General features: G+C 72.1%; 17 protein-coding genes and 1 pseudogene. 13 read left to right on the top strand and 5 right to left on the bottom strand.

The window, feature by feature from the left end:
* Positions 1-144: 144 nt before the first annotated feature.
* From ACIPSC_RS17830 to ACIPSC_RS17875, 10 genes and pseudogenes are all read left to right on the top strand, one after another.
* On the top strand, positions 145-681 hold the full coding sequence (locus ACIPSC_RS17830) for a hypothetical protein (protein ID WP_400826645.1): 537 nt from the start codon (positions 145-147) through the stop codon (positions 679-681).
* A 96-nt stretch (positions 682-777) separates the two neighbouring features.
* Positions 778-1,644 (top strand): annotated as a pseudogene (locus ACIPSC_RS17835) (ABC transporter permease); the annotation flags it as partial.
* Between the two features lie 115 nt (positions 1,645-1,759).
* Positions 1,760-2,500, top strand: a complete 741-nt coding sequence (locus ACIPSC_RS17840; protein ID WP_400826646.1) for a hypothetical protein — start codon at positions 1,760-1,762, stop codon at positions 2,498-2,500.
* Positions 2,501-2,666: 166 nt separating this feature from the next.
* Positions 2,667-4,223 carry a bifunctional lysylphosphatidylglycerol synthetase/lysine--tRNA ligase LysX gene (gene lysX, locus ACIPSC_RS17845; RefSeq protein ID WP_400826647.1) on the top strand — a complete coding sequence of 519 codons (1,557 nt, stop codon included), beginning with the start codon at positions 2,667-2,669 and terminating at the stop codon, positions 4,221-4,223.
* Positions 4,224-4,227: 4 nt separating this feature from the next.
* The gene (locus tag ACIPSC_RS17850; protein WP_400826648.1) at positions 4,228-4,350 is read left to right on the top strand and encodes a hypothetical protein; all 123 of its coding nucleotides are present in this window, start codon (positions 4,228-4,230) and stop codon (positions 4,348-4,350) included.
* 120 nt (positions 4,351-4,470) lie between these two features.
* A complete protein-coding gene (locus ACIPSC_RS17855; protein WP_313764359.1) occupies positions 4,471-4,908 on the top strand; it encodes a BlaI/MecI/CopY family transcriptional regulator in 438 nt (145 codons plus the stop codon).
* Positions 4,909-4,917: 9 nt separating this feature from the next.
* Positions 4,918-5,454, top strand: coding sequence for an amino-acid N-acetyltransferase (locus ACIPSC_RS17860; RefSeq protein ID WP_400826650.1), 537 nt, complete (start codon positions 4,918-4,920; stop codon positions 5,452-5,454).
* A 92-nt stretch (positions 5,455-5,546) separates the two neighbouring features.
* Entirely contained in the window at positions 5,547-5,897 is a 351-nt protein-coding gene (locus ACIPSC_RS17865; RefSeq protein ID WP_400826652.1) for an Lsr2 family protein, read from the top strand.
* Positions 5,898-6,616: 719 nt separating this feature from the next.
* On the top strand, positions 6,617-9,136 hold the full coding sequence (locus ACIPSC_RS17870) for an ATP-dependent Clp protease ATP-binding subunit (protein WP_238863651.1): 2,520 nt from the start codon (positions 6,617-6,619) through the stop codon (positions 9,134-9,136).
* A 351-nt stretch (positions 9,137-9,487) separates the two neighbouring features.
* On the top strand, positions 9,488-11,839 hold the full coding sequence (locus tag ACIPSC_RS17875; protein WP_400826653.1) for an immune inhibitor A domain-containing protein: 2,352 nt from the start codon (positions 9,488-9,490) through the stop codon (positions 11,837-11,839).
* Positions 11,840-11,977: 138 nt separating this feature from the next.
* Here the strand turns inward: ACIPSC_RS17875 and ACIPSC_RS17880 are convergent, their stop codons facing one another.
* On the bottom strand, positions 11,978-13,144 hold the full coding sequence (locus tag ACIPSC_RS17880) for a threonine aldolase family protein (protein WP_400826655.1): 1,167 nt from the start codon (positions 13,142-13,144) through the stop codon (positions 11,978-11,980).
* A gap of 420 nt (positions 13,145-13,564) precedes the next feature.
* Here ACIPSC_RS17880 and ACIPSC_RS17885 point away from each other — a divergent pair, with 420 nt between their 5' ends.
* Positions 13,565-14,503, top strand: coding sequence for a M23 family metallopeptidase (locus tag ACIPSC_RS17885; protein WP_400826656.1), 939 nt, complete (start codon positions 13,565-13,567; stop codon positions 14,501-14,503).
* 140 nt (positions 14,504-14,643) lie between these two features.
* On the opposite strand, the gene ACIPSC_RS17890 is transcribed toward ACIPSC_RS17885, so the two are convergent.
* Complete coding sequence (locus ACIPSC_RS17890) at positions 14,644-15,273, bottom strand: TetR/AcrR family transcriptional regulator (protein ID WP_400826658.1); 630 nt, start codon at positions 15,271-15,273, stop codon at positions 14,644-14,646.
* Positions 15,274-15,503: 230 nt separating this feature from the next.
* Here ACIPSC_RS17890 and ACIPSC_RS17895 point away from each other — a divergent pair, with 230 nt between their 5' ends.
* Positions 15,504-17,117: an MDR family MFS transporter gene (locus ACIPSC_RS17895; protein ID WP_400826660.1), complete on the top strand. Its 1,614-nt coding sequence runs from the start codon at positions 15,504-15,506 to the stop codon at positions 17,115-17,117.
* A 169-nt stretch (positions 17,118-17,286) separates the two neighbouring features.
* Here ACIPSC_RS17895 and ACIPSC_RS17900 read toward each other — a convergent pair whose 3' ends face one another.
* Complete coding sequence (locus tag ACIPSC_RS17900; protein WP_400826661.1) at positions 17,287-18,264, bottom strand: A/G-specific adenine glycosylase; 978 nt, start codon at positions 18,262-18,264, stop codon at positions 17,287-17,289.
* A gap of 181 nt (positions 18,265-18,445) precedes the next feature.
* Between ACIPSC_RS17900 and ACIPSC_RS17905 the strand changes: the two genes are divergently transcribed.
* Positions 18,446-19,348: a hypothetical protein gene (locus ACIPSC_RS17905; protein WP_400826662.1), complete on the top strand. Its 903-nt coding sequence runs from the start codon at positions 18,446-18,448 to the stop codon at positions 19,346-19,348.
* 250 nt (positions 19,349-19,598) lie between these two features.
* Here the strand turns inward: ACIPSC_RS17905 and disA are convergent, their stop codons facing one another.
* Both disA and radA read right to left on the bottom strand, forming a co-directional pair.
* Positions 19,599-20,657, bottom strand: coding sequence for a DNA integrity scanning diadenylate cyclase DisA (disA, locus tag ACIPSC_RS17910; protein ID WP_313767872.1), 1,059 nt, complete (start codon positions 20,655-20,657; stop codon positions 19,599-19,601).
* 188 nt (positions 20,658-20,845) lie between these two features.
* Positions 20,846-22,354, bottom strand: a complete 1,509-nt coding sequence (radA, locus tag ACIPSC_RS17915) for a DNA repair protein RadA (protein ID WP_400826664.1) — start codon at positions 22,352-22,354, stop codon at positions 20,846-20,848.
* Between the last annotated feature and the right edge of the window lie 4 nt (positions 22,355-22,358).

The following is a 22,358-nucleotide window of genomic DNA, read 5'->3' on the forward strand; positions in this document are numbered from 1 at the left end:
CGCGCCGCGGCACACCTCCCCCGGGCCGCCCTCCGGCGGCCGGGCGCCCCACCCCCCCAAGAGCTGACGCACGGTCAATGATGGTCGCGGCCAAGCACGGTGGGCCGCCGCCCGGCGGCCGGCGGACCGGATCGAGGGTGGCGCGTGGCGGAGGTCGAGGGGGCGGACGGCCCGGCGGCGGACGGCACGGCAGCGGGCGGCCCGGCCGACGGGCGGGAGCCGCCGGACGACGGTGCCGGGCGGCCAGCCGCTGCGGCGGCGCCGGCGGCTGCTGGCGGCGGTCGTGGCGACCGCGACGGTCCTCTCCGGCGGCGCCGGCAGCGGTGGGGCGGCCCCGGGCGGGACGGCCCCGGGCGGCGGGGCGGCTACCAGCTGGTGGTCCAGCCGGACGCCCCGCTCGACCCGAGGCTGGCCGGCCAGGACGTCCGCCTCACCGTCCGGGCCGCCTCCTCGGCCGGCCCCGTGCTGGCCGTCCCGCTCTCGGCGGTCTCCGCCACGGCCGACGGCAGGACCGTCGTGACGGTCTACGAGAACGGGCAGCGCCGCCGGGTCGAGGTGGCGCCGGGCACGGTCGGCGGCGGCAGCGCGGAGATCCGGCCGCTGGTCGAGGACGCGGTCAGGCCCGGCGACCAAGTGATCGTCGGCGTCCGGGACGCCGGCCCCCGGGCGGGCATCCGGTGAGCGCCCGCACCGCCCGGCCCGGGGGCGCCCGCACCGCCCCGCATGTGAGCCCGCGAACCGTCCGACCGTGCCCCGCGGGGGTGGTCGCGGCATGAGGCCGCGCCGGTGGGCCGGCAGGCCGGCTGCGAACAGGCCCCCGTGATCGCCGCCTCGGCCGGCGTCCTCGCCGCCGCCGAGCCGCACCTGGTGCAGGGCCGCACCTTCGACTCCTGGCACGACGCCACCGGCCGACAGGTCGCGGTGGTCGGCTCCGCGCTGGCCGCAAGGCTCGGCATCACCACGCTGGACACCCAGCCGGCGGTCTTCCTGGACGGCAGGCCGTTCACCGTGATCGGGATCGTCGACGAGGTGCGGCGCAAGGCGGACCTGTTGCTCTCCGTCACCGTGCCGCGCGGGGCCGCCGAGCGCCTCTGGGGCGGGCCCGACCGGGATCGGGCCAGGATGCTCGTCGCGACCCGGATCGGCGCCGCCCGACAGGTCGCCGAGGAGGCCCCGCTCGCACTGGACCCGGCCCACCCGGAGAACTTCACCCCGGTGCCGCCCCCGGACCCTCGCACCCTGCGCGCCGGCGTCGGCTCCGACCTCGACCGCCTCTTCCTGCTGCTCGCCGGGGTCTGCCTGATCATCGGCGCCGTCGGGATCGCCAACACCACCCTGGTCGCCGTCCTGGAGCGGACCGCCGAGATCGGGCTGCGCCGGGCCCTGGGCGCCCGCGGCCGCCACATCACCGGCCAGTTCCTCGCCGAGTCGGCCTCGCTCGGGCTGCTCGGCGGGCTGGTCGGCACCTCGCTCGGGGTGCTCACCGTGCCGGGGGTGGCCGTGGCCCGCGACTGGACCCCGGTCCTGGACCCGCTGACGGTGGCCGCCGCGCCGGCCGCCGGCCTCGCCACCGGCCTGCTGGCCGGCGCCTACCCGGCCTGGCGAGCGGCCCGGATCCAGCCGGCCGAAGCCCTCCGCCACTGACACCGCCGCCCTCGCAGCGGCGGACGCTTCGTCCACGGGACATTCACCGGGCCAAACGTGGGGCATCGGCGCGACGTTACCGACAAATCGGATATTCCTCACGTAGTGTCAGCGCATGCCTACGCCACACGGATCGCGCGGCGGCATGGCCTTCAGCGCCGACGAAGTCCGCGTGCTGCGCCGCGCCCTCGCCCAAGCCCTCCACCCCGCCGTCCCCCTCCACCTCCAGGGCTCCGACCGGCTGCCGTTCAACGGCACCGGCGCCGAGCTGTGGGCCGAGGACGTGCAGGACGCCCTGCGCCTGACCGAGGCGATCGACGAGGCCGTCCAGGAGGGCGGCCGACTCCGCGCCTTCCTGCTCGCCGACCTCGCCCGCTACCGGGCGGCACTGCCCGGCAGCGCCGCCGGCTACCTGGAACGGCTGGAGGAGGCCGTGACCGACGGCTACCTCCCCGGGCCCGAGGACCTCACCGCGCTGCGCGGGCTGACCCGCCAGCCGTGCGGCCAGCACGAGCGGTCCCGCCGCTCGCGGCTGGCCGGGCGCTGCCACGCGCTCGCCGAGGCGGCCGTCCGCGAGCGGCTCGCCCTCACCACCGGCCAGCGCCACCTCGTCGCCGTACCGAGCCCCGCCGCACCCCCGAGCAGTCTCCCCATCCCTGTTGGAGGACGGATCCCGATGAGCAGCACCGAGCCCACCGCCGCCGCGAAGCAGACCGCTCCCACGACGACGCCCCGGCCGCACCGGATGCCCACCCCGGCCGAGCTGTTCGGCCGCCGGCCCAAGCCCCCGGCCCGGCCCGCGCCGCCCGCCGCCGGCGAGGAGCTGGAGCTGGAGCTGGCCACCGGCACCGGCTGACCGCGCCCGCCCGCACCCGGAGGGGGAGACCGCACCGCGGCCTCCCCCTCCGGCGTTCCCCGGCGCCGCTGCCGCGGCCGGCCCGGCCACCGCCTCTGACCGGCCCCGGCGCGCGGCACGGATATCCCGTGGCGGAGCACCACCGCGGGCTGGCTACCCTGGTGGGGTGAGCGATCAGAGCCCCCTCCCCGCGACCGACGACCTTCCCGAGCAGATGCGCGTCCGGCGCGAGAAGCTGGACCGGCTGCGGGCGGCCGGTGTCGACCCGTACCCGGTCGGATTCCCCCGGACCAGCACCATCGCGGACCTCCGTGCCAAGCACCCGGACCTGGCGCCGGACACCGCGACCGGCGAGCGGGTCGGCATCACCGGCCGGGTGATCCTCTCCCGCACCGGCGGCAAGCTCTGCTTCGCCACCCTGCGCGACGGCACCGCCGACCTCCAGGTGATGCTCTCCCTGGACAAGCTGGGCGAGGAGCGGCTGGCGGCCTGGAAGTCCGACATCGACCTCGGCGACCAGGTCGGCGTCGAGGGCGAGGTGATCACCTCCCGCCGCGGCGAGCTGTCGGTGATGGTGGACGCCTGGGCGCTCACCGCCAAGTGCCTGCGCCCGCTGCCGGACAAGCACAAGGGCCTGACCGACCCGGAGGCCCGGGTCCGCCAGCGGTACGTCGACCTGATCGTCAACCCCGAGGCCCGCGAGATCCTGCACCTGCGCTCCAAGGTGGTCCGCTCGATCCGCCGCACCTACGAGGAGCGCGGCTACATCGAGGTCGAGACCCCGATGCTGCAGCCGGTGCACGGCGGCGCCAACGCCCGCCCGTTCAAGACGCACATCAACGCGTACGACATCGACCTCTTCATGCGGATCGCCCCCGAGCTCTACCTCAAGCGGCTCGTGGTCGGCGGCGCGGAGAAGGTCTTCGAGATCAACCGCAACTTCCGCAACGAGGGCGCGGACTCCACCCACAACCCGGAGTTCACCTCGCTGGAGTCGTACGAGGCCTACGGCGACTACGACACCCAGGCCGAGCTGATCCGGGCCACCATCATCAACGCCGCCCGGGACGCGCTGGGCACCACGGTGATCAAGGGCCTGGACCCGCACGGCGTGGAGCACGAGATCGACCTGGCCGAGCCGTGGGCCGAGGTCAGCGTCTACCCGGGCATCTCCGCGCACCTGGGCACCGAGGTCACCCCGGAGACCGGCGTCGAGGAGCTGCGCAAGCTGGCCACCGAGCACGGCATCCCCTTCGAGAAGGAGTGGGGCCACGGCCAGATCGTGCTGGAGATGGTCGAGCGCCTGCTGGAGGAGAACGCCGTCCGGCCGACCTTCATCAAGGACTACCCGACCGAGGTCTCCCCGCTGACCCGCCAGCACCGCTCGGTCCCGGGCGTGGCCGAGAAGTGGGACCTGGTGATCTTCGGCACCGAGATCGGCACCGCCTACTCCGAGCTGATCGACCCGGTCGAGCAGCGCGCCCGTCTGACCGCGCAGTCCCTGCTGGCGGCCGGCGGCGACGTCGAGGCGATGCAGGTCGACGAGGACTTCCTGCGGGCCCTGGAGTACGCCATGCCGCCCACCGGCGGCCTCGGCCTCGGGGTGGACCGCCTGATCATGCTGCTGACCGGCAAGAACATCCGGGAGACCGTGCTCTTCCCGCTGGTGAAGCCGGAGCCCAAGGCGTCCGCCGCCACGGCGGAGAAGACAGAGGAGGAGTGACCTGATGGACTACGTCAGCGCGATCGTCCCGCCGCTGGTCATGGCGGTCTTCTTCGGCTTCCTGGTGCGGGCCATCGTCCGCACCCAGGGCGGAGCCCAGAAGGCCAAGGAGGACCTGGCCGACTGACGCCGTCAGCCGCCCGCGAGCAGCCGCGCGCCGCCATTCCCGATTCCCGGGGGTGGCGGCGCGCCGGTTTGGCGGCACTTCACAAGATTTGCCCCATTCACTCCCTATCCTGGCCGCACTATGGTCCGGCAACTCGGCGAACTTGAGAACGCCATCATGACCCGGGTGTGGCAGTGGAACCGACCGGTCACGGTTCGCGAGGTTCTCCTGGATCTGCAGTCGGAACGCGATATCGCGTACACCACGGTGATGACCGTCCTGGACAAGCTCCACAGAAAGGGCTGGCTGCGCCGGGAGCGCGCCGGGCGGGCCTATCGATATGAACCGGTCTCGTCCCGCGAGGCCTACACCGCGGCCCTGATGAACGACGCGTGGGCGACCAGTGACAATCCCGCCGCCGCCCTGGTGCACTTCTTCGGCCTGATGTCGCCCGAGCAACGGGAGGCACTGCGCGACGCGTTGCGGGTGGCCGCTCTGTTCCCGGCCGATCCGGCGCCGGCGGATTCCGCCGGGCCCCCGCCGGATACCGGGGAGACCGGGGAGGGGCCGGCGCGATAACGTCCCGCCATGGAGGTCACCATCCGCCGGGCGCGGACCACGGACGTGCGGGCAGTACGCGGGCTCATCGACGCGTACTCGCGCGACGGCATTCTGCTCGACAAGCCGACGGTCACACTGTTCGAGTCCGTCCAGGAGTTCTGGGTCGCGGAACGCGACGACAACGGCGCGGTCGTGGCCTGCGGAGCACTGCACGTCATGTGGGAGGACCTCGCCGAGGTCCGCACGCTCGCGGTCGACCCGTCCTGCCGCGGGCACGGGGTCGGGCACCTCCTGCTGGAGAAGCTGCTGCAGACCGCGCGCTGGCTGGGCGTCCGTCGGATTTTCTGCTTGACGTTCGAGGTGCCCTTCTTCGCGAAACACGGTTTCGTCGAGATCGGCGAGCTCCAGGAAACCGATGATGGTACGACAGACCCGGCGGCGATCGCTACGGATGTCTATGAAGAACTTCTCCGCTCGTACGATGAAGGTGTCGCGGAGTTCCTCGACCTGGAGCGCGTGAAGCCCAACACACTGGGCAACTCGCGCATGCTGCTGCACCTGTGACCGCCCCCGGGACCGGGCAGGGGTTTGTGTTTTCCGCGGAAAGGCGCTTTCCTTTCCTTAGGCAATGGGTCGTTTAGCGGAAAGGGAAGCCCGTGGCACAGAGGGTGCAGGTCATTCTTGAAGACGATCTCGACGGTGGTTCGGCGGACGAGACGGTGACGTTCGCGCTCGACGGCGTTGCCTACGAGATCGACCTGAAGAGCGCCAACGCGGACAAGCTGCGCGGTCTGCTGGCGCCGTACGTGGAGAAGGGCCGCAAGCAGAGCGGCCGCCTGGCCGGCCCCCGCCGCCCGGGCCGCAGCGCGGCTCCGCGGCCGTCCGGCAGCGCTCCGGACACCGCCAAGATCCGCGCGTGGGCCAAGGAGCAGGGCCTGGAGGTCAACGACCGCGGCCGGGTGCCGAGCAACGTCCGCGAGGCCTACGAGAAGGCCAACGCGTCCTGATCCCGGCGCCGCCGGACCGCCGGAGCGGGTGCGGGGCCCCGGTGGGAACCCGCGGCCTTCCGGCCACACGCACGGGGCGCGGAGGAACTTCCTCCGCGCCCCGCGGCACACGGCCGGGCGGCCGCCGGCCCGGGCGGGGGTGCCCCGCCGGGCGCGGCTGCGGCCGTCGGCCCGGGCAGCGGCTCGGCCGTCGGACGGGGCAGCGGCCGGGGCAGCGGCTCGGGCGGCGGAACAATCACGAGCTGTGCAACGCTGTAGGGGCGGAGCGGTAACGCCGACACCACCGGTACGGCCTACCGACCGCAACGGCCGCAACGGCCGCAGCTGAACCGCCGTCACCGCCGGCCGACTTCTCGCCAGGCGAACACCGCCACCGCGGAAACTGCGCGAGAACCGCCCCGATACCGGGTATGAATGCAGGTGGACGGGGTCGGACCACCCCGACCGGGGCAGTACGTGCGACCGACCGCAGGCCGCCCGGATCCGCCGAGGCCGGCGTTGTTCGCCGATGGCGTAGCGGTATCTGGTGCATCCGGCCCACCTGTGGGAACACCGTCTCCCAGCATCAGGTTGGGATTGGTGTCGGCTGGTCGCGCAGCATCTCGCTCCCGTACCGGGGAGTGAATCCGTGGGCCGCGCCGCTGAGCGGGACTAGCATGCGGAAGGACAGGGCGGGGACCGACCCCGAACTGCCCGACCGCTCTGAGGAGCGATAAACGATGTTCGAGAGGTTCACCGACCGCGCGCGGCGGGTTGTCGTCCTGGCTCAGGAAGAAGCCCGGATGCTCAACCACAACTACATCGGCACCGAGCACATCCTCCTGGGTCTGATCCACGAGGGTGAGGGTGTCGCCGCTAAGGCCCTGGAGAGCCTCGGGATTTCTCTTGAGGCCGTTCGCCAGCAGGTCGAGGAGATCATCGGCCAGGGCCAGCAGGCCCCGTCCGGTCACATTCCCTTCACCCCCCGGGCGAAGAAGGTCCTGGAGCTGTCGCTCCGGGAGGCCCTGCAGCTCGGCCACAACTACATCGGCACCGAGCACATCCTGCTCGGCCTGATCCGCGAGGGCGAGGGCGTCGCCGCCCAGGTCCTGGTGAAGCTGGGCGCCGACCTCAACCGGGTGCGCCAGCAGGTCATCCAGCTGCTCTCCGGCTACCAGACCGGTGGCGGCAAGGAGTCGGCCACGGCCGGCGGGCCCGCCGAGGGCACCCCGTCCACCTCGCTGGTCCTGGACCAGTTCGGCCGCAACCTCACGCAGGCCGCCCGCGAGGCGAAGCTCGACCCGGTGATCGGGCGCGAGAAGGAGATCGAGCGGGTCATGCAGGTGCTGTCCCGCCGCACCAAGAACAACCCCGTGCTGATCGGTGAGCCCGGCGTCGGCAAGACCGCCGTGGTCGAGGGCCTGGCCCAGGCGATCGTCAAGGGCGAGGTCCCGGAGACGCTCAAGGACAAGCAGCTCTACACGCTGGACCTCGGCGCCCTGGTGGCCGGCTCGCGCTACCGCGGTGACTTCGAGGAGCGCCTGAAGAAGGTGCTCAAGGAGATCCGCACCCGCGGCGACATCATCCTGTTCATCGACGAGCTGCACACCCTGGTCGGCGCGGGCGCCGCCGAGGGCGCCATCGACGCCGCCAGCATCCTGAAGCCGATGCTGGCCCGCGGCGAGCTGCAGACCATCGGTGCCACCACCCTGGACGAGTACCGCAAGCACCTGGAGAAGGACGCCGCGCTGGAGCGCCGCTTCCAGCCGATCCAGGTCGCGGAGCCCTCGCTGCCGCACACCATCGAGATCCTCAAGGGCCTGCGCGACCGCTACGAGGCCCACCACCGGGTCTCCATCACGGACTCCGCCCTGGTCGCCGCCGCCACCCTGGCCGACCGGTACATCTCCGACCGCTTCCTCCCGGACAAGGCGATCGACCTGATCGACGAGGCCGGCTCCCGGATGCGCATCCGCCGGATGACCGCGCCGCCGGACCTGCGCGAGTTCGACGAGAAGATCGCCGACGTGCGCCGCGAGAAGGAGAGCGCGATCGACGCGCAGGACTTCGAGAAGGCCGCGTCCCTGCGCGACGACGAGAAGCAGCTCCTGCAGGCCAAGGCCAAGCGCGAGAAGGAGTGGAAGGCCGGCGACATGGACGTCGTCGCGGAGGTCAACGAGGAGCTCATCGCCGAGGTCCTGGCCACCGCCACCGGCATCCCGGTCTTCAAGCTGACCGAGGAGGAGACCTCCCGCCTGCTGCGCATGGAGGACGAGCTGCACAAGCGCGTCATCGGCCAGAAGGACGCCATCAAGGCGCTCTCCCAGGCCATCCGGCGCACCCGTGCGGGCCTCAAGGACCCGAAGCGCCCCGGCGGCTCGTTCATCTTCGCCGGCCCGTCCGGTGTCGGTAAGACCGAGCTGTCCAAGACGCTGGCCGAGTTCCTCTTCGGCGACGAGGACGCGCTGATCGCGCTCGACATGTCCGAGTTCTCCGAGAAGCACACCGTCTCCCGGCTCTTCGGTTCGCCCCCCGGCTACGTGGGCTACGAGGAGGGCGGCCAGCTGACCGAGAAGGTCCGCCGCAAGCCGTTCTCGGTCGTCCTCTTCGACGAGGTCGAGAAGGCCCACCCGGACATCTTCAACTCGCTGCTGCAGATCCTGGAGGACGGTCGCCTGACCGACTCCCAGGGCCGCGTGGTCGACTTCAAGAACACCGTCATCATCATGACGACCAACCTCGGCACCCGGGACATCTCCAAGGGCTTCAACCTGGGCTTCGCGGCCCAGGGCGACACCCAGACCGGGTACGAGCGGATGAAGGCGAAGGTCGGCGAGGAGCTCAAGCAGCACTTCCGCCCCGAGTTCCTGAACCGCGTCGACGACATCGTGGTCTTCCACCAGCTGTCCGAGGACGACATCATCCAGATCGTCGACCTGATGATCGCCAAGGTGGACGAGCGGCTCAAGGACAAGGACATGGGCCTGGAGCTCAGCGTCGAGGCCAAGAAGCTGCTGGCCAAGCGCGGCTACGACCCGATCCTGGGTGCCCGTCCGCTGCGCCGCACCATCCAGCGCGAGATCGAGGACCACCTCTCCGAGAAGATCCTCTTCGGCGAGCTGCGGGCCGGCCACATCGTGGTCGTCGATGTCGAGGGTGAGGGCAAGGAGGCCACCTTCACCTTCCGCGGCGAGGAGAAGTCCGCGGTCGCGGACACTCCGGCTGCTGTCGCCTCGTCCGGTCCGGACCTGACGAAGTAGCAACATTTAACAGACAACAGCAAACGTTCTGAGCCCCCGGCGTTCGCGCCGGGGGCTCAGAACGTTTTACGTGACGTCGCAAAACCTGTGATCCTGCCCACGAAGCCGCAGGTCGGAGGCCCCCTCAGGGGCTCGTGCGAACACGATCGACTCAACTGTCATCATTAATGACAATGTTGTTGACGACTCATCATCTGATAGAGGGTCGCGGAGCATAGCGCTGTGGCCATGTCACGGTCAAGGTCTATCTTTTCCGTCCACGCTTGGATCAAATGTCCTCCACCTGTCTTTCATTGGTTTACCGGGAGGCCAAGAGCCGGCCGGTTTGGGGAGGACGTCACAACGTTGAAGATGACCAGGAAAGCCGCTGCGGCCGTCTCGGCCACGGCGGTCATAGCCGCGCTCGGCGCGGGCCTGCTCCCGGGCACGGCCGTCGCGGCCGGTTCCGCCCCGGCCCCGCAGGACCCGGCCGACGCTGTTCAGGTCAGCACTGAACACAACATTCCGGGCCCGCTGACCGCCAAGGTCGAGGCCGAGCAGAAGGCCGCCACCGAGCAGCTGCTCGCGGGCACCGCGAAGATCGAGGAGCACGGCGGCAGCACCAGCATCAAGCTGGGCAAGGACAAGTACGTCGAGCTGGCCCGCGAGCGCACGGACAAGATCTTCACCATCCTGGTCGACTTCAGCGACCAGGTGGACACCACCACGAAGACTCCGGACGGCAAGGTCAAGTACGGCGGCACCCCCGGTCCGTCGCACAACCAGATCGAGAAGCCCGACGCGGCCACCAACAACTCGACGCTCTGGCAGGCTGACTACAACCAGCAGCACTACCAGGACATGTACTTCAGCAAGACCCAGGACTCGCTGAAGACGTACTACGAGAAGCAGTCCTCGGGCCGCTACTCCGTCGACGGCCAGGTCACCGACTGGGTCAAGGTGCCGTGGAACGAGGCCCGCTACGGCTCGGACTACTGCGGCCAGCACGTCTGCTCCAACGCGCAGGACCTCATCCGCGACGGCATCACCGCCTGGGTCGCCGACCAGAAGGCCAAGGGCCAGACGGACGCTCAGATCAAGGCCACCATCGCGCAGTACGACCAGTGGGACCGGTACGACTTCGACCACGACGGCAACTTCAACGAGCCCGACGGTTACATCGACCACTTCCAGATCGTGCACGCCGGTGAGGACCAGTCGGCCGGCGGTGGCAAGCAGGGCACCGACGCGCTCTGGGCCCACCGCTCGTACGCCTACGGCTCCTCGCAGGGTTCGACCGGCCCCGCCGGCAACCTGCTCGGTGGCACCCCGGTCGGCAGCACCGGCATCTGGATCGGCGACTACACCATGCAGCCGGAGAACGGCGGCCTCGGTGTCTTCGCCCACGAGTACGGCCACGACCTCGGTCTGCCGGACCTCTACGACACCTCGGGCAGCGGGATCGACAACTCGGTCGGCTTCTGGTCGCTGATGTCCTCCGGCTCCTGGCTCGGCGAGGGCAAGAACTCGATCGGCGACATGCCGAACGACCTCGACGCCTGGAGCAAGCTCAAGCTCGGCTGGCTGAAGTACGACAAGGCCAAGGCCGGCACCGAGTCGACCCACCACATCGGCCCGGTCGAGTTCAACACCAAGCTGCCGCAGGCGCTGGTCGTCGACCTGCCGAAGAAGACCGTCACCACCGAGATCAACACCCCGTTCGCGGGTGGCAACGAGTGGTGGAGCGGCAGCGCCGACGACCTGAACGTCTCGCTGGCCCGTGACGTCGACCTGACCGGCAAGACCAAGGCCTCGCTCACCGCCAAGGCCTGGTACGACATCGAGCAGGACTTCGACTACGGCTACGCCGAGGTCTCGACCGACGGCGGCGCCAACTGGACCGCCCTGGACGGCACCTTCAACGGCGTCGCCATCCCGAAGAACGCCTCCGACAAGGCCGCCCTGACCGGCAACTCGGGTGGCAAGTGGGGCGACCTGTCGTTCCCGCTGGACGCCTACGCCGGCAAGGCCGTCAAGGTCCGCTTCCACTACACCACCGACGGCGGTCTGCACCTCAAGGGCCTGGCCCTGGACGAGATCGCCATCGCCGCCGACGGCGCCACCGTCTTCACCGACGGCGCCGAGAACGGTGACAACGGCTGGGCCGCCAACGGCTTCTCCCGGATCACCGGCAAGTTCTCGAACGACTACAACCAGTACTACATCGCCGAGAACCGCCAGTACGTCTCGTACGACCGGACCCTCCAGGTCGGCCCGTACAACTTCGGCTTCGGCACCACCAAGCCGAACTGGGTGGAGCACTACCCCTACCAGGCCGGTCTGCTGATCTGGCTGTGGGACGAGTCGCAGAGCGACAACAACGTCACCAACCACCCGGGCTCGGGTCTGATCCTCCCGATCGACTCGCACCCGACCCCGATCAAGTGGGCCGACGGCAGCCTGATGCGCCCGCGCATCCAGGGCTACGACTCGACCTTCGGCTCGCGCCGGGTCGACAGCCTGTCGCTGCACAAGGGCGGCGTCGAGACCGTCGTTCCGAAGGCCAAGGGCGTCGACGAGTTCTCCGACCTGAAGTCGTACTGGTCGAAGGACAACCCGTACAGCAGCGTCATCGTCCCGAAGACGGGCACCAGCATCGAGGTCGAGAACGAGTCCTCGAACTACCTGGAGACCTGGATCCGGGTCCGTCCGGTCGACAACTGATCGAACCGAGCAGTGACGATCAGCCTCTGACCAGGCGCCTCTGATGCACCGTCCGGCCCGTCCCCGCACCTGCGGGGGCGGGCCGGACGCCTTTCCGGGCGGCCGGGCCGCTCGGGGCCCGGCCGCCCGGGCCCGGTCCTACCTGCGGTCCGGCAGAAGCGCGACGAAGGCCGCGACCGCCTCCGCGACGTCCTTCTCCGTCCACTCCAGCGCGTCGGCCGCCACCGTCACCTCGGTCATCGACAGCCCCGGCAGCCCCTGTTCCCGCCAGCCGCCGAAGAGCGCCGCCCCGGTCTCCTCCACCAGCCGCAGCCCCGCCGTGTCCAGCTCCTCCGGGGTGTGCGGGAGCCAGAGCTGGAACTGGTGGGTGTGCGGCGGGGCCGGGTGCACCCGGGCGCCCGGGACCGCCGCGAACCCCTCGGCGAGCGCCGCCGCGACCGCCTTGGCGTGCGTCACATACCCGTCCAGGCGCGGTAGTTCTCGGTCCAGGCCGGCCAGTGCGGAGAGCGCCGCGGGCCACTGCTGGAAGAGCTGTCCGCCGTAGCGGTGCCGCCAGGCCTTGGCGGTCCGGACGAAGCCCTCGCCGCCGGCCAGCGCGGCGCCGCTGATCCCGCCCAGGGTCTTGTAGAAGGAGACGTAGACCGAGTCGGCCTGCGCGGCGACCTCCGGCAGCGGGCGGCCGAAGTGCACCGCCGACTCCCAGATCCGGGCCCCGTCCAGGTGCAGCGCGGCGCCCTGCTCCTCCCGGACCACCGCGGCCACCGCCAGCAGGTCGTCCCAGGACGGCAGCACGAACCCGGCCTCGCGCAGCGGCAGCTCCACGATCATCGCCGCGTACGGCTCGTCGAAGGCGCGCAGCTCGGCCACGGTCGGCAGGCGGGGCGCGACCGTGGGCCAGACGCTGCGCAGACCGCTCAGTGCGGAGAGCGCCTGCCGCTCGTGCTGTTCGGTGTGGCCGAGCGGGTGCGTCGCGACCGTCCACAGGCCGGCCGCCTCGGCGTGGATCCGCAGCGCGACCTGCTGGGCCATGGTGCCGGTCGGGAAGAAGGCCGCGTCCTCGGTGCCGAGCAGTTCCGCGACCCTCCGCTCCAGGGCGCGGACCACGCCGTCGCCGTACATGTCCGGCCGCCGGTCCAGGTCGTACACGCCGCCGGCGTCCTCGGCCAGGTCGGCGAGCCGCTCGCGCATGCTCCGCGGCCGGGCGCCGGAGAGCAGCCGCTCGCAGCCGCGCAGCGCGGCGTAGCGGCGCTCCTGGAGGCTCGGGCCCCGGCCGTCCTCGGTGGATTCGCTCCTGTTGGGATACATGCGTCGATGGTCCCGCAGCGGGGGCTTCCGGTCAGCGGTGCGGACACCGCCGGCGCCGGCGGCGTGCCCCGGGGCCTCGTGAGGGCGGCTCCGCGGGGCCTGGACGGGCCGCAAACCCCCGCGGCGGGTGGCACTGGTCACAGGGGCCCCGGGCGGTACGAGCGGCCGTAGTAGGAGCGGCCGAGGGGCCTCCTGGGCGCCCCCGGCCCCGAACGGACTATCCGATCGAATGATCGTTACTCCATCAGCTTGAATCTCCGGCGCGACGCTGACTACACGCCGTAGTAGGTCACACCTTTTGGGACTCCGCTCGGTGACGGTTACACCTGAGTGGTCCCCCGCTCAGCACGCCCGAACGGGCTCGTTGTGCTGTCCCCGTACGTCCGTGAGGTTGAGCTTCCGATGTCTTCCGTCCCGCCCATGGGGCCGGCCCTCCGCCGCCTCGCCGCCCGCGCGGCGACCCAGGCGGCGGCCTGGCAGCCCCGGCTCGGCCAGGCCGTCCGCACCCACGCCGCCCCGCTGCGCGCGCTGACCACCCCGCGGAACACGCTGGCCGAGGGCCCGCTGCGGGCCACCCGGCACCGCACCGCCACCGCGGTCGGCGCCAGCGCGGTGATACTGTCCGGCGCCCTGCTGGTCGCCGCCCCCGGCAGCGCCTCGGCGCAGACGGTCATACCCACGACTCCCGGCAGCTCGGCGTTCACCGCCCCGCAGGGCGCGGCGCCCGCCGCGGGCGTGGTCCAGGTGGCCGGCCCGAGCTCGTACAAGCTGGCGCACGACCAGGAGTCGGCCCAGGAGTACGTGGCGATCGCCGCCAACCTGCAGGCCCCCGAGCCGCCCGCCGCCCCGGCGGCGTCCCAGGACCAGGCCCCGCCGGCCGAACCGGCGCCCGCCCCCGCCCCGGAGCCCGCGCCGGCCCCGGCACCCGCCCCCGCGCCGGCGCCCGCCCCCGAGTGGTCCGCGCCCGTGCCGGGCGCGCCGACCAGCAACCCGTACGGCGTGGCCAACCCCGAGTACGCGGCCGGCTACCACACCGGGGTGGACTTCGCGGTCGCCCCCGGCACCCCGCTGCTGGCCGTCGGCAACGCCACCGTGGTCTCGGCCGGCTGGGACGGCGCCTACGGCAAGGAGGTCGTGCTCCGGCTCGCCGACGGGCGGTACGCGCAGTACGCGCACATGTCGTCGATCTCGGTGTCGAAGGGCGAGAAGGTGTCGGCGGCCGAGCAGATCGGCCGGTCCGGGAGCACCGGCAACTCGACCGGGCCCCACCTGCACTTCGAGATCCGCTCCAGCAACCACTACGGCGCGGTGATCAACCCGATCGCCTACCTCTCCGGGCACGGCGTCACCGGGTTCTGAGGAACCGTCCGATGCTCTCGGGGCGGCCGGGTCACCGATCCGGCCGCCCTTCGGTGTGCGCGGCGGCGGCCCGGTGAGCCGGGTGGCAGCGCCGGGGCCCGCCGGGTGGCGGGCGGGTGAGCCGGTGTCGGACGGCCGCCTCAGACGGCCGCGGCGGGGCGGTCGATCAGACCGCCGATCTCCAGCGCCACCCGCTGGGCGGCCGCCATCGCCTCCTCCAGCGTGGCCACCTTCACCGGGGCGCCCTCGGCGTGCCCCTCGGCCTCGCACTCGGTGGTGTCCTGCTTGAGCAGGAAGAGCGCCGAGTTGATGGTGAACAGCGACATCGCGGCGCGCAGCCGATCCTCGAAGGTGGCGTCCGGGCCGTGCACCAGCCGGACCATCGCGATCATGCGGTCGCGGAACTCCAGCCCGGCGGGCGAGTCGCGCAGCGCGGGCTGGTTCTCGTGGAAGAAGCGCAGCAGCGGCGCCCGCTCGGACATGCCGGCCGCGAACCGCCGGATCAGCTCGTCCCGCAGTGCGGGCGACCAGGGCTGCGTCCGGCCCCAGGCGATGGTCTCGTCGATCGGTGCGGCCATGCCCTCGACGATGCCGTGGACGATGTCGTCCTTGGTCTTGAAGTGGTAGTACAGCGCCGCCTTGGTGACACCGAGCCGGTCGGCGATCTCGCGCAGCGAGGTCTGCTCGTAGCCCTGCTCGGAGAACAGCTCCAGTGCGACCGCGATGATGCGGGCCCGGGTGTCGCTGCGCGGGTTGTGCGTCGTACCCATGGCCTGCCTCATGCGTCGGTCGGAGTGCTGCATTAGCCGGGCCCGGCTCCCGATGCCCGCCCCCCGGCCACATTCTCCCTGCCCGGGGGGCCGTCGGGAAAACTGGCTTGACGACCGGCTAGTGGACAACCTACCGTGCCGACGGTCCACAAAACTAGCCGGGCGACAAGTAAGTAGGCCGAGCAAGCGGCCAGCCCGACCGTCCGATCCAGTCCGGGAGACACCACCCCATGTCACAAACGAAGGCCGCCGACCCGGCACCGGAGAAGAAGGCCGCCGAGGAGGAGGAGCCCGCACGCTCCCCCCGTGAGATCCGCCTGGTCATGATCGGCCTGGTCGTCACCATGCTGCTGGCCATGCTCGACAACCTGATCGTCGGCACCGCGATGCCGACCATCGTCCGCGACCTCGGCGGCGCCGAGCACCTGTCCTGGGTGGTCACCGCCTACATCCTGGCCACCGCCGCCTCCACCCCGATCTGGGGCAAGCTCGGCGACCTCTACGGCCGCAAGGGCACCTTCCTCACGTCGATCGTGATCTTCCTGGCGGGCTCGGCCCTCTCCGGCCTCTCGCAGAACATGAACGAGCTGATCGGCTTCCGTGCGCTGCAGGGCCTGGGCGCCGGCGGCCTGATGGTCGGCGTGATGTCGATCATGGGTGCGCTGGTCCCGCCGCGCGACCGCGGCAAGTACCAGGGCATGTTCGCCGCGGTGATGGCGCTCGCCACCGTCGGAGGCCCGCTGATCGGCGGCTTCCTCACCGACCACCTGAGCTGGCGCTGGACCTTCTACATCAACCTGCCGCTCGGGGTGGTCGCGCTCGCCGTCGTCGTCGTCACCCTGAAGCTGCCGAAGGTCCACAACAAGGCCCGGATCGACTACGTCGGCGCGCTCCTGCTCACCACCGGCATCACCGCGCTCACCCTGATCACCACCTGGGGCGGGCAGGACTACGCCTGGGGCTCCAAGCAGATCCTGGGCCTGGCCGCGCTGGCAGCTGCCACCTTGATCGCCTTCTGCTACGTCGAGCAGCGGGTGCAGGAGCCGATGCTCCCGCTCGACCTGTTCAAGAACCTGAACTTCACCCTGGTCTCACTGATCGGCTTCATCGTCGGCTTCGTGATGTTCGGTGCGACCGTCTTCCTGCCGCTCTACCAGCAGACCGTCCAGGGCGCCTCGGCCACCAGCTCCGGCCTGCTGCTGATGCCGATGATGTTCGGCATGCTGGTCATCTCGCTGGTGGTCGGCCAGGCGGTGACCAAGACCGGCAAGTACCGGATCTACCCGATCATCGGCACGATCGTGATGACCGGCGGCATGGTCCTGCTCTCCACCATGGGCACCGAGACCAGCAGCTTCACCTCCGCCTGCTGGATGGTCGTGCTCGGTGCGGGCATGGGCTTCCTGATGCAGATCACCATGCTGGTCGCGCAGAACAGCGTCGAGCTGAAGGACATGGGCGTGGCCAGCTCCACCGCCACCCTGTTCCGCACCATCGGCGGCTCGTTCGGGGTCGCGCTGTTCGGTGCGCTGTTCAACAGCCGGGTCACCGAGACCATGAAGGAGCGGCTCGGCGATGCGGCCGCGGGCGGCGGCAAGGCCGACCCGAACCAGGTGAGCCTGGAAACGCTCAAGGCGATGCCCGCCCCGGTCCAGGACGCCTACCACCACGCGGTGTCCAACGGCATTCACACCGTCTTCCTCTGGGGTGCCGCGGTCGCCGTGATCGCGGTCGCCGCCTCGGTCTTCATGCGCGAGGTCCCGCTGCGGGGCTCCGGCGCCCCGCCGAAGGACGGCGACGGCGGCAAGGCCGCCGAGCCCAACGCCGAGGCCGTCGCGATCTGACGCCGGCCCGGAGATCCCCCCTTCCGCCTCGGGAGGGGGGATCCGCGTTTTCCGGGGTCCTCGGTCACCGGGCCGGAGCACGGCCGTGCGGGGCGGTGCGGGTGGTGCTCTGCGGTTCGGGGACCGGGCGGGGCGGGGGTGGCCGGCCCGGCCGGCGCCGGCTGCGGGGCTACTGCGGGAGCCGGTAGACGCCCTGCTCCACCGGTTCGACCAGGCCGTCGGCGACCAGGCCGTCCAGCGCCCGGGCCCGCTGCACCGGGTCCGGCCAGACGGCGTCCAGCCGGGCCTGCTCCACCGTGCCGTGCTCGGCCCGCAGCACCGCGAGCAGCTTCCCGCGGACCTGCCGGTCGGTGCCCTCGTACGACTGGCCGCGCCGCGCCGGACCCTCGTAGGGCGGGCAGCCGGCCCGCTGCCAGGCGCAGGCGGTGAACAGCGGGCAGTCGCCGCACTCCGGGCCGCGGGCCGTGCAGACCAGTGCGCCCAGCTCCATCACCGCGACCGCCCATGTCGCGGCCGTCCCGGTGTCCGCGGGCAGCAGCGCGGTCGCCGTCCGGCGCTCGGCCGCCGTGGTGGCCTGCGCCGGGTACTCCACGCCGGTCACCGCCCGGGCGAAGACCCGGCGGACGTTGGTGTCCAGCACCACGTGCCGCTGGCGGAAGGCGAAGGACGCCACGGCGGCGGCCGTGTACTCGCCCACTCCGGGCAGCGAGAGCAGCGTCGCGTGGTCGTCCGGAACCTCGCCGCCGTGCTCCTCGGTGATCGCCACCGCCGCCGCGTGCAGCCGCAGGGCGCGCCGCGGGTAGCCCAGCCGCCCCCACATCCGGACCGCCTCGCCGGGCGCCTCGGCGGCCAGGTGGGCCGGGGTCGGCCAGCGCTCCAGCCATGCCGCCCAGGCGGGCAGCACCCGCTTGACCGGGGTCTGCTGGAGCATGAACTCGCTCACCATCACCGCCCAGGGCGTGGCCTCGGGGGTCCGCCAGGGCAGGTCGCGGGCGTTGGCCTCGTACCAGCCGAGGACGGTCGAGTGCAGCACCGGCAGCGGCAGCGCGAGCTTGACGGCGGCGGCGTCCGCCCCGGCCGGGCCGGCGGCGGTGGCCGGGCGGGCGGCGGGGCGGGGGACGGCGGGGGTGACGGTGGTGGCAGCCATGGCCCTTCGATCCTCCCATGCCGACCCGGCCGACCGAAGCGGAGTGGCGAGGTCTGCACCGCACCCGAAAACCCCCGATCGGCCTCGCCCGAACGGCGCAAATGGCGGATCATGTGAAGGAAGGGGCGACTGTGCGGTGTTGGTGCGTCAAGGGGCACACACTGTCTCGTAGAGTTTGGGCGTGCCCTCTCTCCGTCAACCCGTCGGACCGCTGCCGGCCTCGATCTACTGGCGCCGACGCCTCGTCGTCGCCGTCGCCGTCGCCGCGGTCATCGCCCTGGTCTACTGGCTGATGTCCGATCAGGGCGGCGGTGACGGATCGGCGGGCAAGGCCGCGCAGGCCGCGCCGTCCCAGACCCCCGCCCAGGCGATCACGCCCGGCGCCTCGCCCAGCGGCCCCGCGAACAACTCGCGTCCCGGCAGCAGCGGGAGCGGCGGCGGCAGCACAGGCGGCGGGGCGGTCTCCGGCTCCGGCGGCGGCGACGTCAGCCTCAGCACCGGCGGCACCACCGGCGGTGGCGCAACCGGAGGGGGCGCAGCGGCGGGCGGTGCGGCGGCGGGCGGCGCAGCGGCCGGCGGTACCGGTGGTGCCGGCGGGGCGAGCGGTGGCACGGGCGGCGGTGCCGGCGGCACCGGCGGAACGCCCCCGGTGAACACCTCCGAGGTCATGGCGCTGCCGGTCTGCGTCTCCTCCCAGGTGACGCTGGAGCTGGCCGGCGCCCAGAACGCCTACCAGCCCAAGGACAAGCCGAAGCTGGCGCTGACCGTGCACAACGCCTCCGGCGCCAACTGCCGGGTGGACCTCGGCCGCACGGCCTCCGCCATCACCGTGACGGCGAGCAACGGCGACCGCGTCTGGTCCTCCGGCGACTGCCCGCAGGACCGGGGCAGCAGCTGGGTGCAGATCCCGGCGAACGGCAGCCTGACCGAGACCTTCACCTGGGACCGCGTCCGCAGCAAGCCGCAGTGCGCCACGGCCGACCCGGCCCCCGCGCCCACCGGGAACTACCTGGTGGTCGCCGAGCTCACCGGCCTCTCCGGAGGCCAGGCCTCGGCGCGCTCCTCGATCCGGCTGGAGAGCTGACCACTCCTCAACTCCTGCCGTACCGCACATCGTCGTCCCGTTCGCCCCGGCCGGTCCCCGCGCCGGGGCGTCGGCGTTCTCCGCGGGAGCGGTGGTGCGGCTTTCTCCGCGGGGCCGGCGGCACGGCGTGCGGGGGCCCCGGTCGTGGTGACGCGGTGGCCCCGGGAACGCGGACGGCCCCGGGGATCCGTGGATCCCCGGGGCCGTCCCGGCAACTGCTCGGCGGCGCCGGGCGCTCGCGGCGCCGCTGTCAGACGTAGCGCTCCAGGATGGACGATTCGGCGAGGCGGGAGAGGCCCTCGCGGACCGAGCGGGCCCGGGTCTCGCCGACGCCCTCGACCGTCTGCAGATCGTCGATGCTGGCCGCCAGCAGCTTCTGCAGCCCGCCGAAGTGCTCGACCAACCGCTCTATCACCGTGTTGGGCAGCCGCGGGATCTTGGCCAGCAGCCGGTAGCCGCGCGGCGAGACCGCCGAGTCCAGCGACTCCGGCGTGCCCGAGTAGCCGAGCGCCTTGGCGACGGTCTGCAGGTCCAGCAGCTCGGCGTGGGTCAGCGCCTCCAGGTCGGCCAGCACCTCGTTGACCGTCCGGCCCTTCTTCGCGGCCCGCTCCGGGAAGTAGTCCCGGGCGACCAGCTCGCGCTCCGGCTCCACGCCCGCGATCAGCTCGTCCAGCTGCAGCGAGAGCAGCCGGCCGTCGATGCCGAGCTCCAGCACGTAGCCGGCGATCTCGGTGGCGATCAGCCGGACCATCTCCAGCCGCTGCGCCACCGCGGTGACGTCCCGGACCGTCACCAGGTCCTCGATCTCCAGCGCGGAGAGCGTGCCGGCCACCTCGTCCAGGCGGAGCTTGTACCGCTCCAGGGTGGCCAGCGCCTGGTTGGCCCGGGAGAGGACGGTGGTGGAGTCCTCCAGCACCCGGCGGGTGCCGTTGACGTACATCGCGATCAGCCGCATCGAGTGCGAGACCGCGACCACCGGGAAACCGGTCTGCCGGTTGACCCGCTCCGCGGTGCGGTGGCGGGTGCCGGTCTCGTCGGTGGGGATGGTCGAGTCCGGCATCAGGTGGACCCCGGCCCGGACGATCTTGGTGATGTCCTTGTCCAGCACGACGGCGCCGTCGAGCTTGCACAGCTCGCGCAGCCTGGTCGCGGTGAACTCCACGTCCAGGACGAAACCGCCGGTGCAGATCGACTCGACCGTCTTGTCGAACCCGAGCACGATCAGACCGCCGGTGTTGGCCCGCAGCACCCGTTCCAGGCCGTCACGCAGCCCCGTGCCGGGGGCGATGGCGGTGAGGGAGGCCCGCAGCAGGGCCTCCTCGCGGGAGGACTTGTCCGCCCGGTCGCTGGCTGCCACGTGACTCCTCCGGTCGACCCCGTACCGCGCGCCTCGCGCGGTGCGCCGGCCTACGGTCTGTTGCTCTGTCGCTTAGTACTGCCTTATCACCAATGAGACAGGGGAAAGTCTAACTGCGACCGGCATCGACAGGGCTTGGGTCAGCGCAGTTCGTCGGAGTCGAGCGGCTCCCACCCCTCCATCAGCTCCTCCGGGTAGGCGGCGACGGGGGCCGGGGCGGCGGCCCGGCGCGGGGTGGGCGGCGCCGACGCGGCCTCACTCCGCGGCTTCGCGGGACGGCGGCGGCCCGGGATGGCCCGCAGCGCCTCGCCGATGTCCGCCACCTCGACCACCTTCATGCCGGCCGGCACCTTGCCCGGGTCCGGCGGGACCAGGGCGTGGGTGAAGCCCAACCGGTGCGCCTCGGCCAGCCGGCGCTGCACACCCGTCACCCGCCGGACCTCGCCCGCCAGGCCGACCTCGCCGATCGCCACCAGGTTGCTCGGCAGCGGGGTGTCGGAGGAGGAGCTGGCCACGGCCAGGGCGACCGCGAGGTCGGCCGAGGGCTCACTCAGCTTCACCCCGCCGACCGTCGCGGTGTAGATGTCCTGCTTGCCGAGCTTGACCCCGCCGTGCCGCTCGACCACGGCCAGGATCATCGCGATCCGGGGCGACTCCAGGCCGGAGGTGGTCCGGCGCGGGGACGGGATCTGCGAGTCCACCATCAGTGCCTGCACCTCGGCGACCAGCGGGCGCTTGCCCTCCAGGGTGACGGTCAGGCAGGTGCCCGGCACGGGCTTGTCACGCCTGGTCAGGAAGAGGCCGGACGGGTCCGCCAGGCCGGCGATGCCCTCGTCGTGCAGCTCGAAGCAGCCCACCTCGTCGGTGGCGCCGTACCGGTTCTTGACCCCGCGGATGAGCCGCAGCCGGGCGTGCCGGTCCCCCTCGAAGCTCAGCACCACGTCCACCAGGTGCTCCAGCAGCCGCGGGCCGGCGATCTGGCCGTCCTTGGTGACGTGGCCGACCAGCAGGGTGGCCATGCCGCGGTCCTTGGACGCCCGGATCAGCGCGTTCGCCACCTCGCGGACCTGGGCCGGGCCGCCGGGGGCGCCGTCCAGCTCGGCGGAGGCGATGGTCTGCACCGAGTCCAGGATCAGCAGGCCGGGGTTGACCGCCTCGATGTGGCCGAGGACGGCCCCGAGGTCGGACTCCGCGGCGAGGTAGAGGTGCTCGGAGAGCGCGTTGATCCGGTCCGCACGCAGCCGGACCTGCCCGGCCGACTCCTCGCCGGTGACGTACAGCGTGCGGTGCTGCGCACTGGCCGCCTTGGCCGCGACGTCCAGCAGCAGGGTGGACTTGCCGACGCCCGGCTCGCCGGCCAGCAGCACCACGGCGCCGGGGACCAGACCGCCGCCGAGCACCCGGTCCAGCTCGGGCACGCCGGTGGAGCGGGCCGTCGCCACCTGGCCGTCGACCTGGGCGATCGGGCGGGCCGGCGCGCTGACCGGCCCGGCGGCCGTCGTCCGGATCGGCACCGCGCCGTACTCCTCGACGGTGCCCCACGCATTGCACTCGGGGCAGCGGCCGACCCATTTGGGCAGCTGGTTGCCGCACTCGGTGCAGCGGTACGCCGGGCGCGGCTTGGCGGTGGTCTTGGAACGGGCAGCCATGCGG

It is taken from the genome of Kitasatospora sp. NPDC090091, from assembly GCF_044747365.1.
GTDB lineage: Bacteria > Actinomycetota > Actinomycetes > Streptomycetales > Streptomycetaceae > Kitasatospora.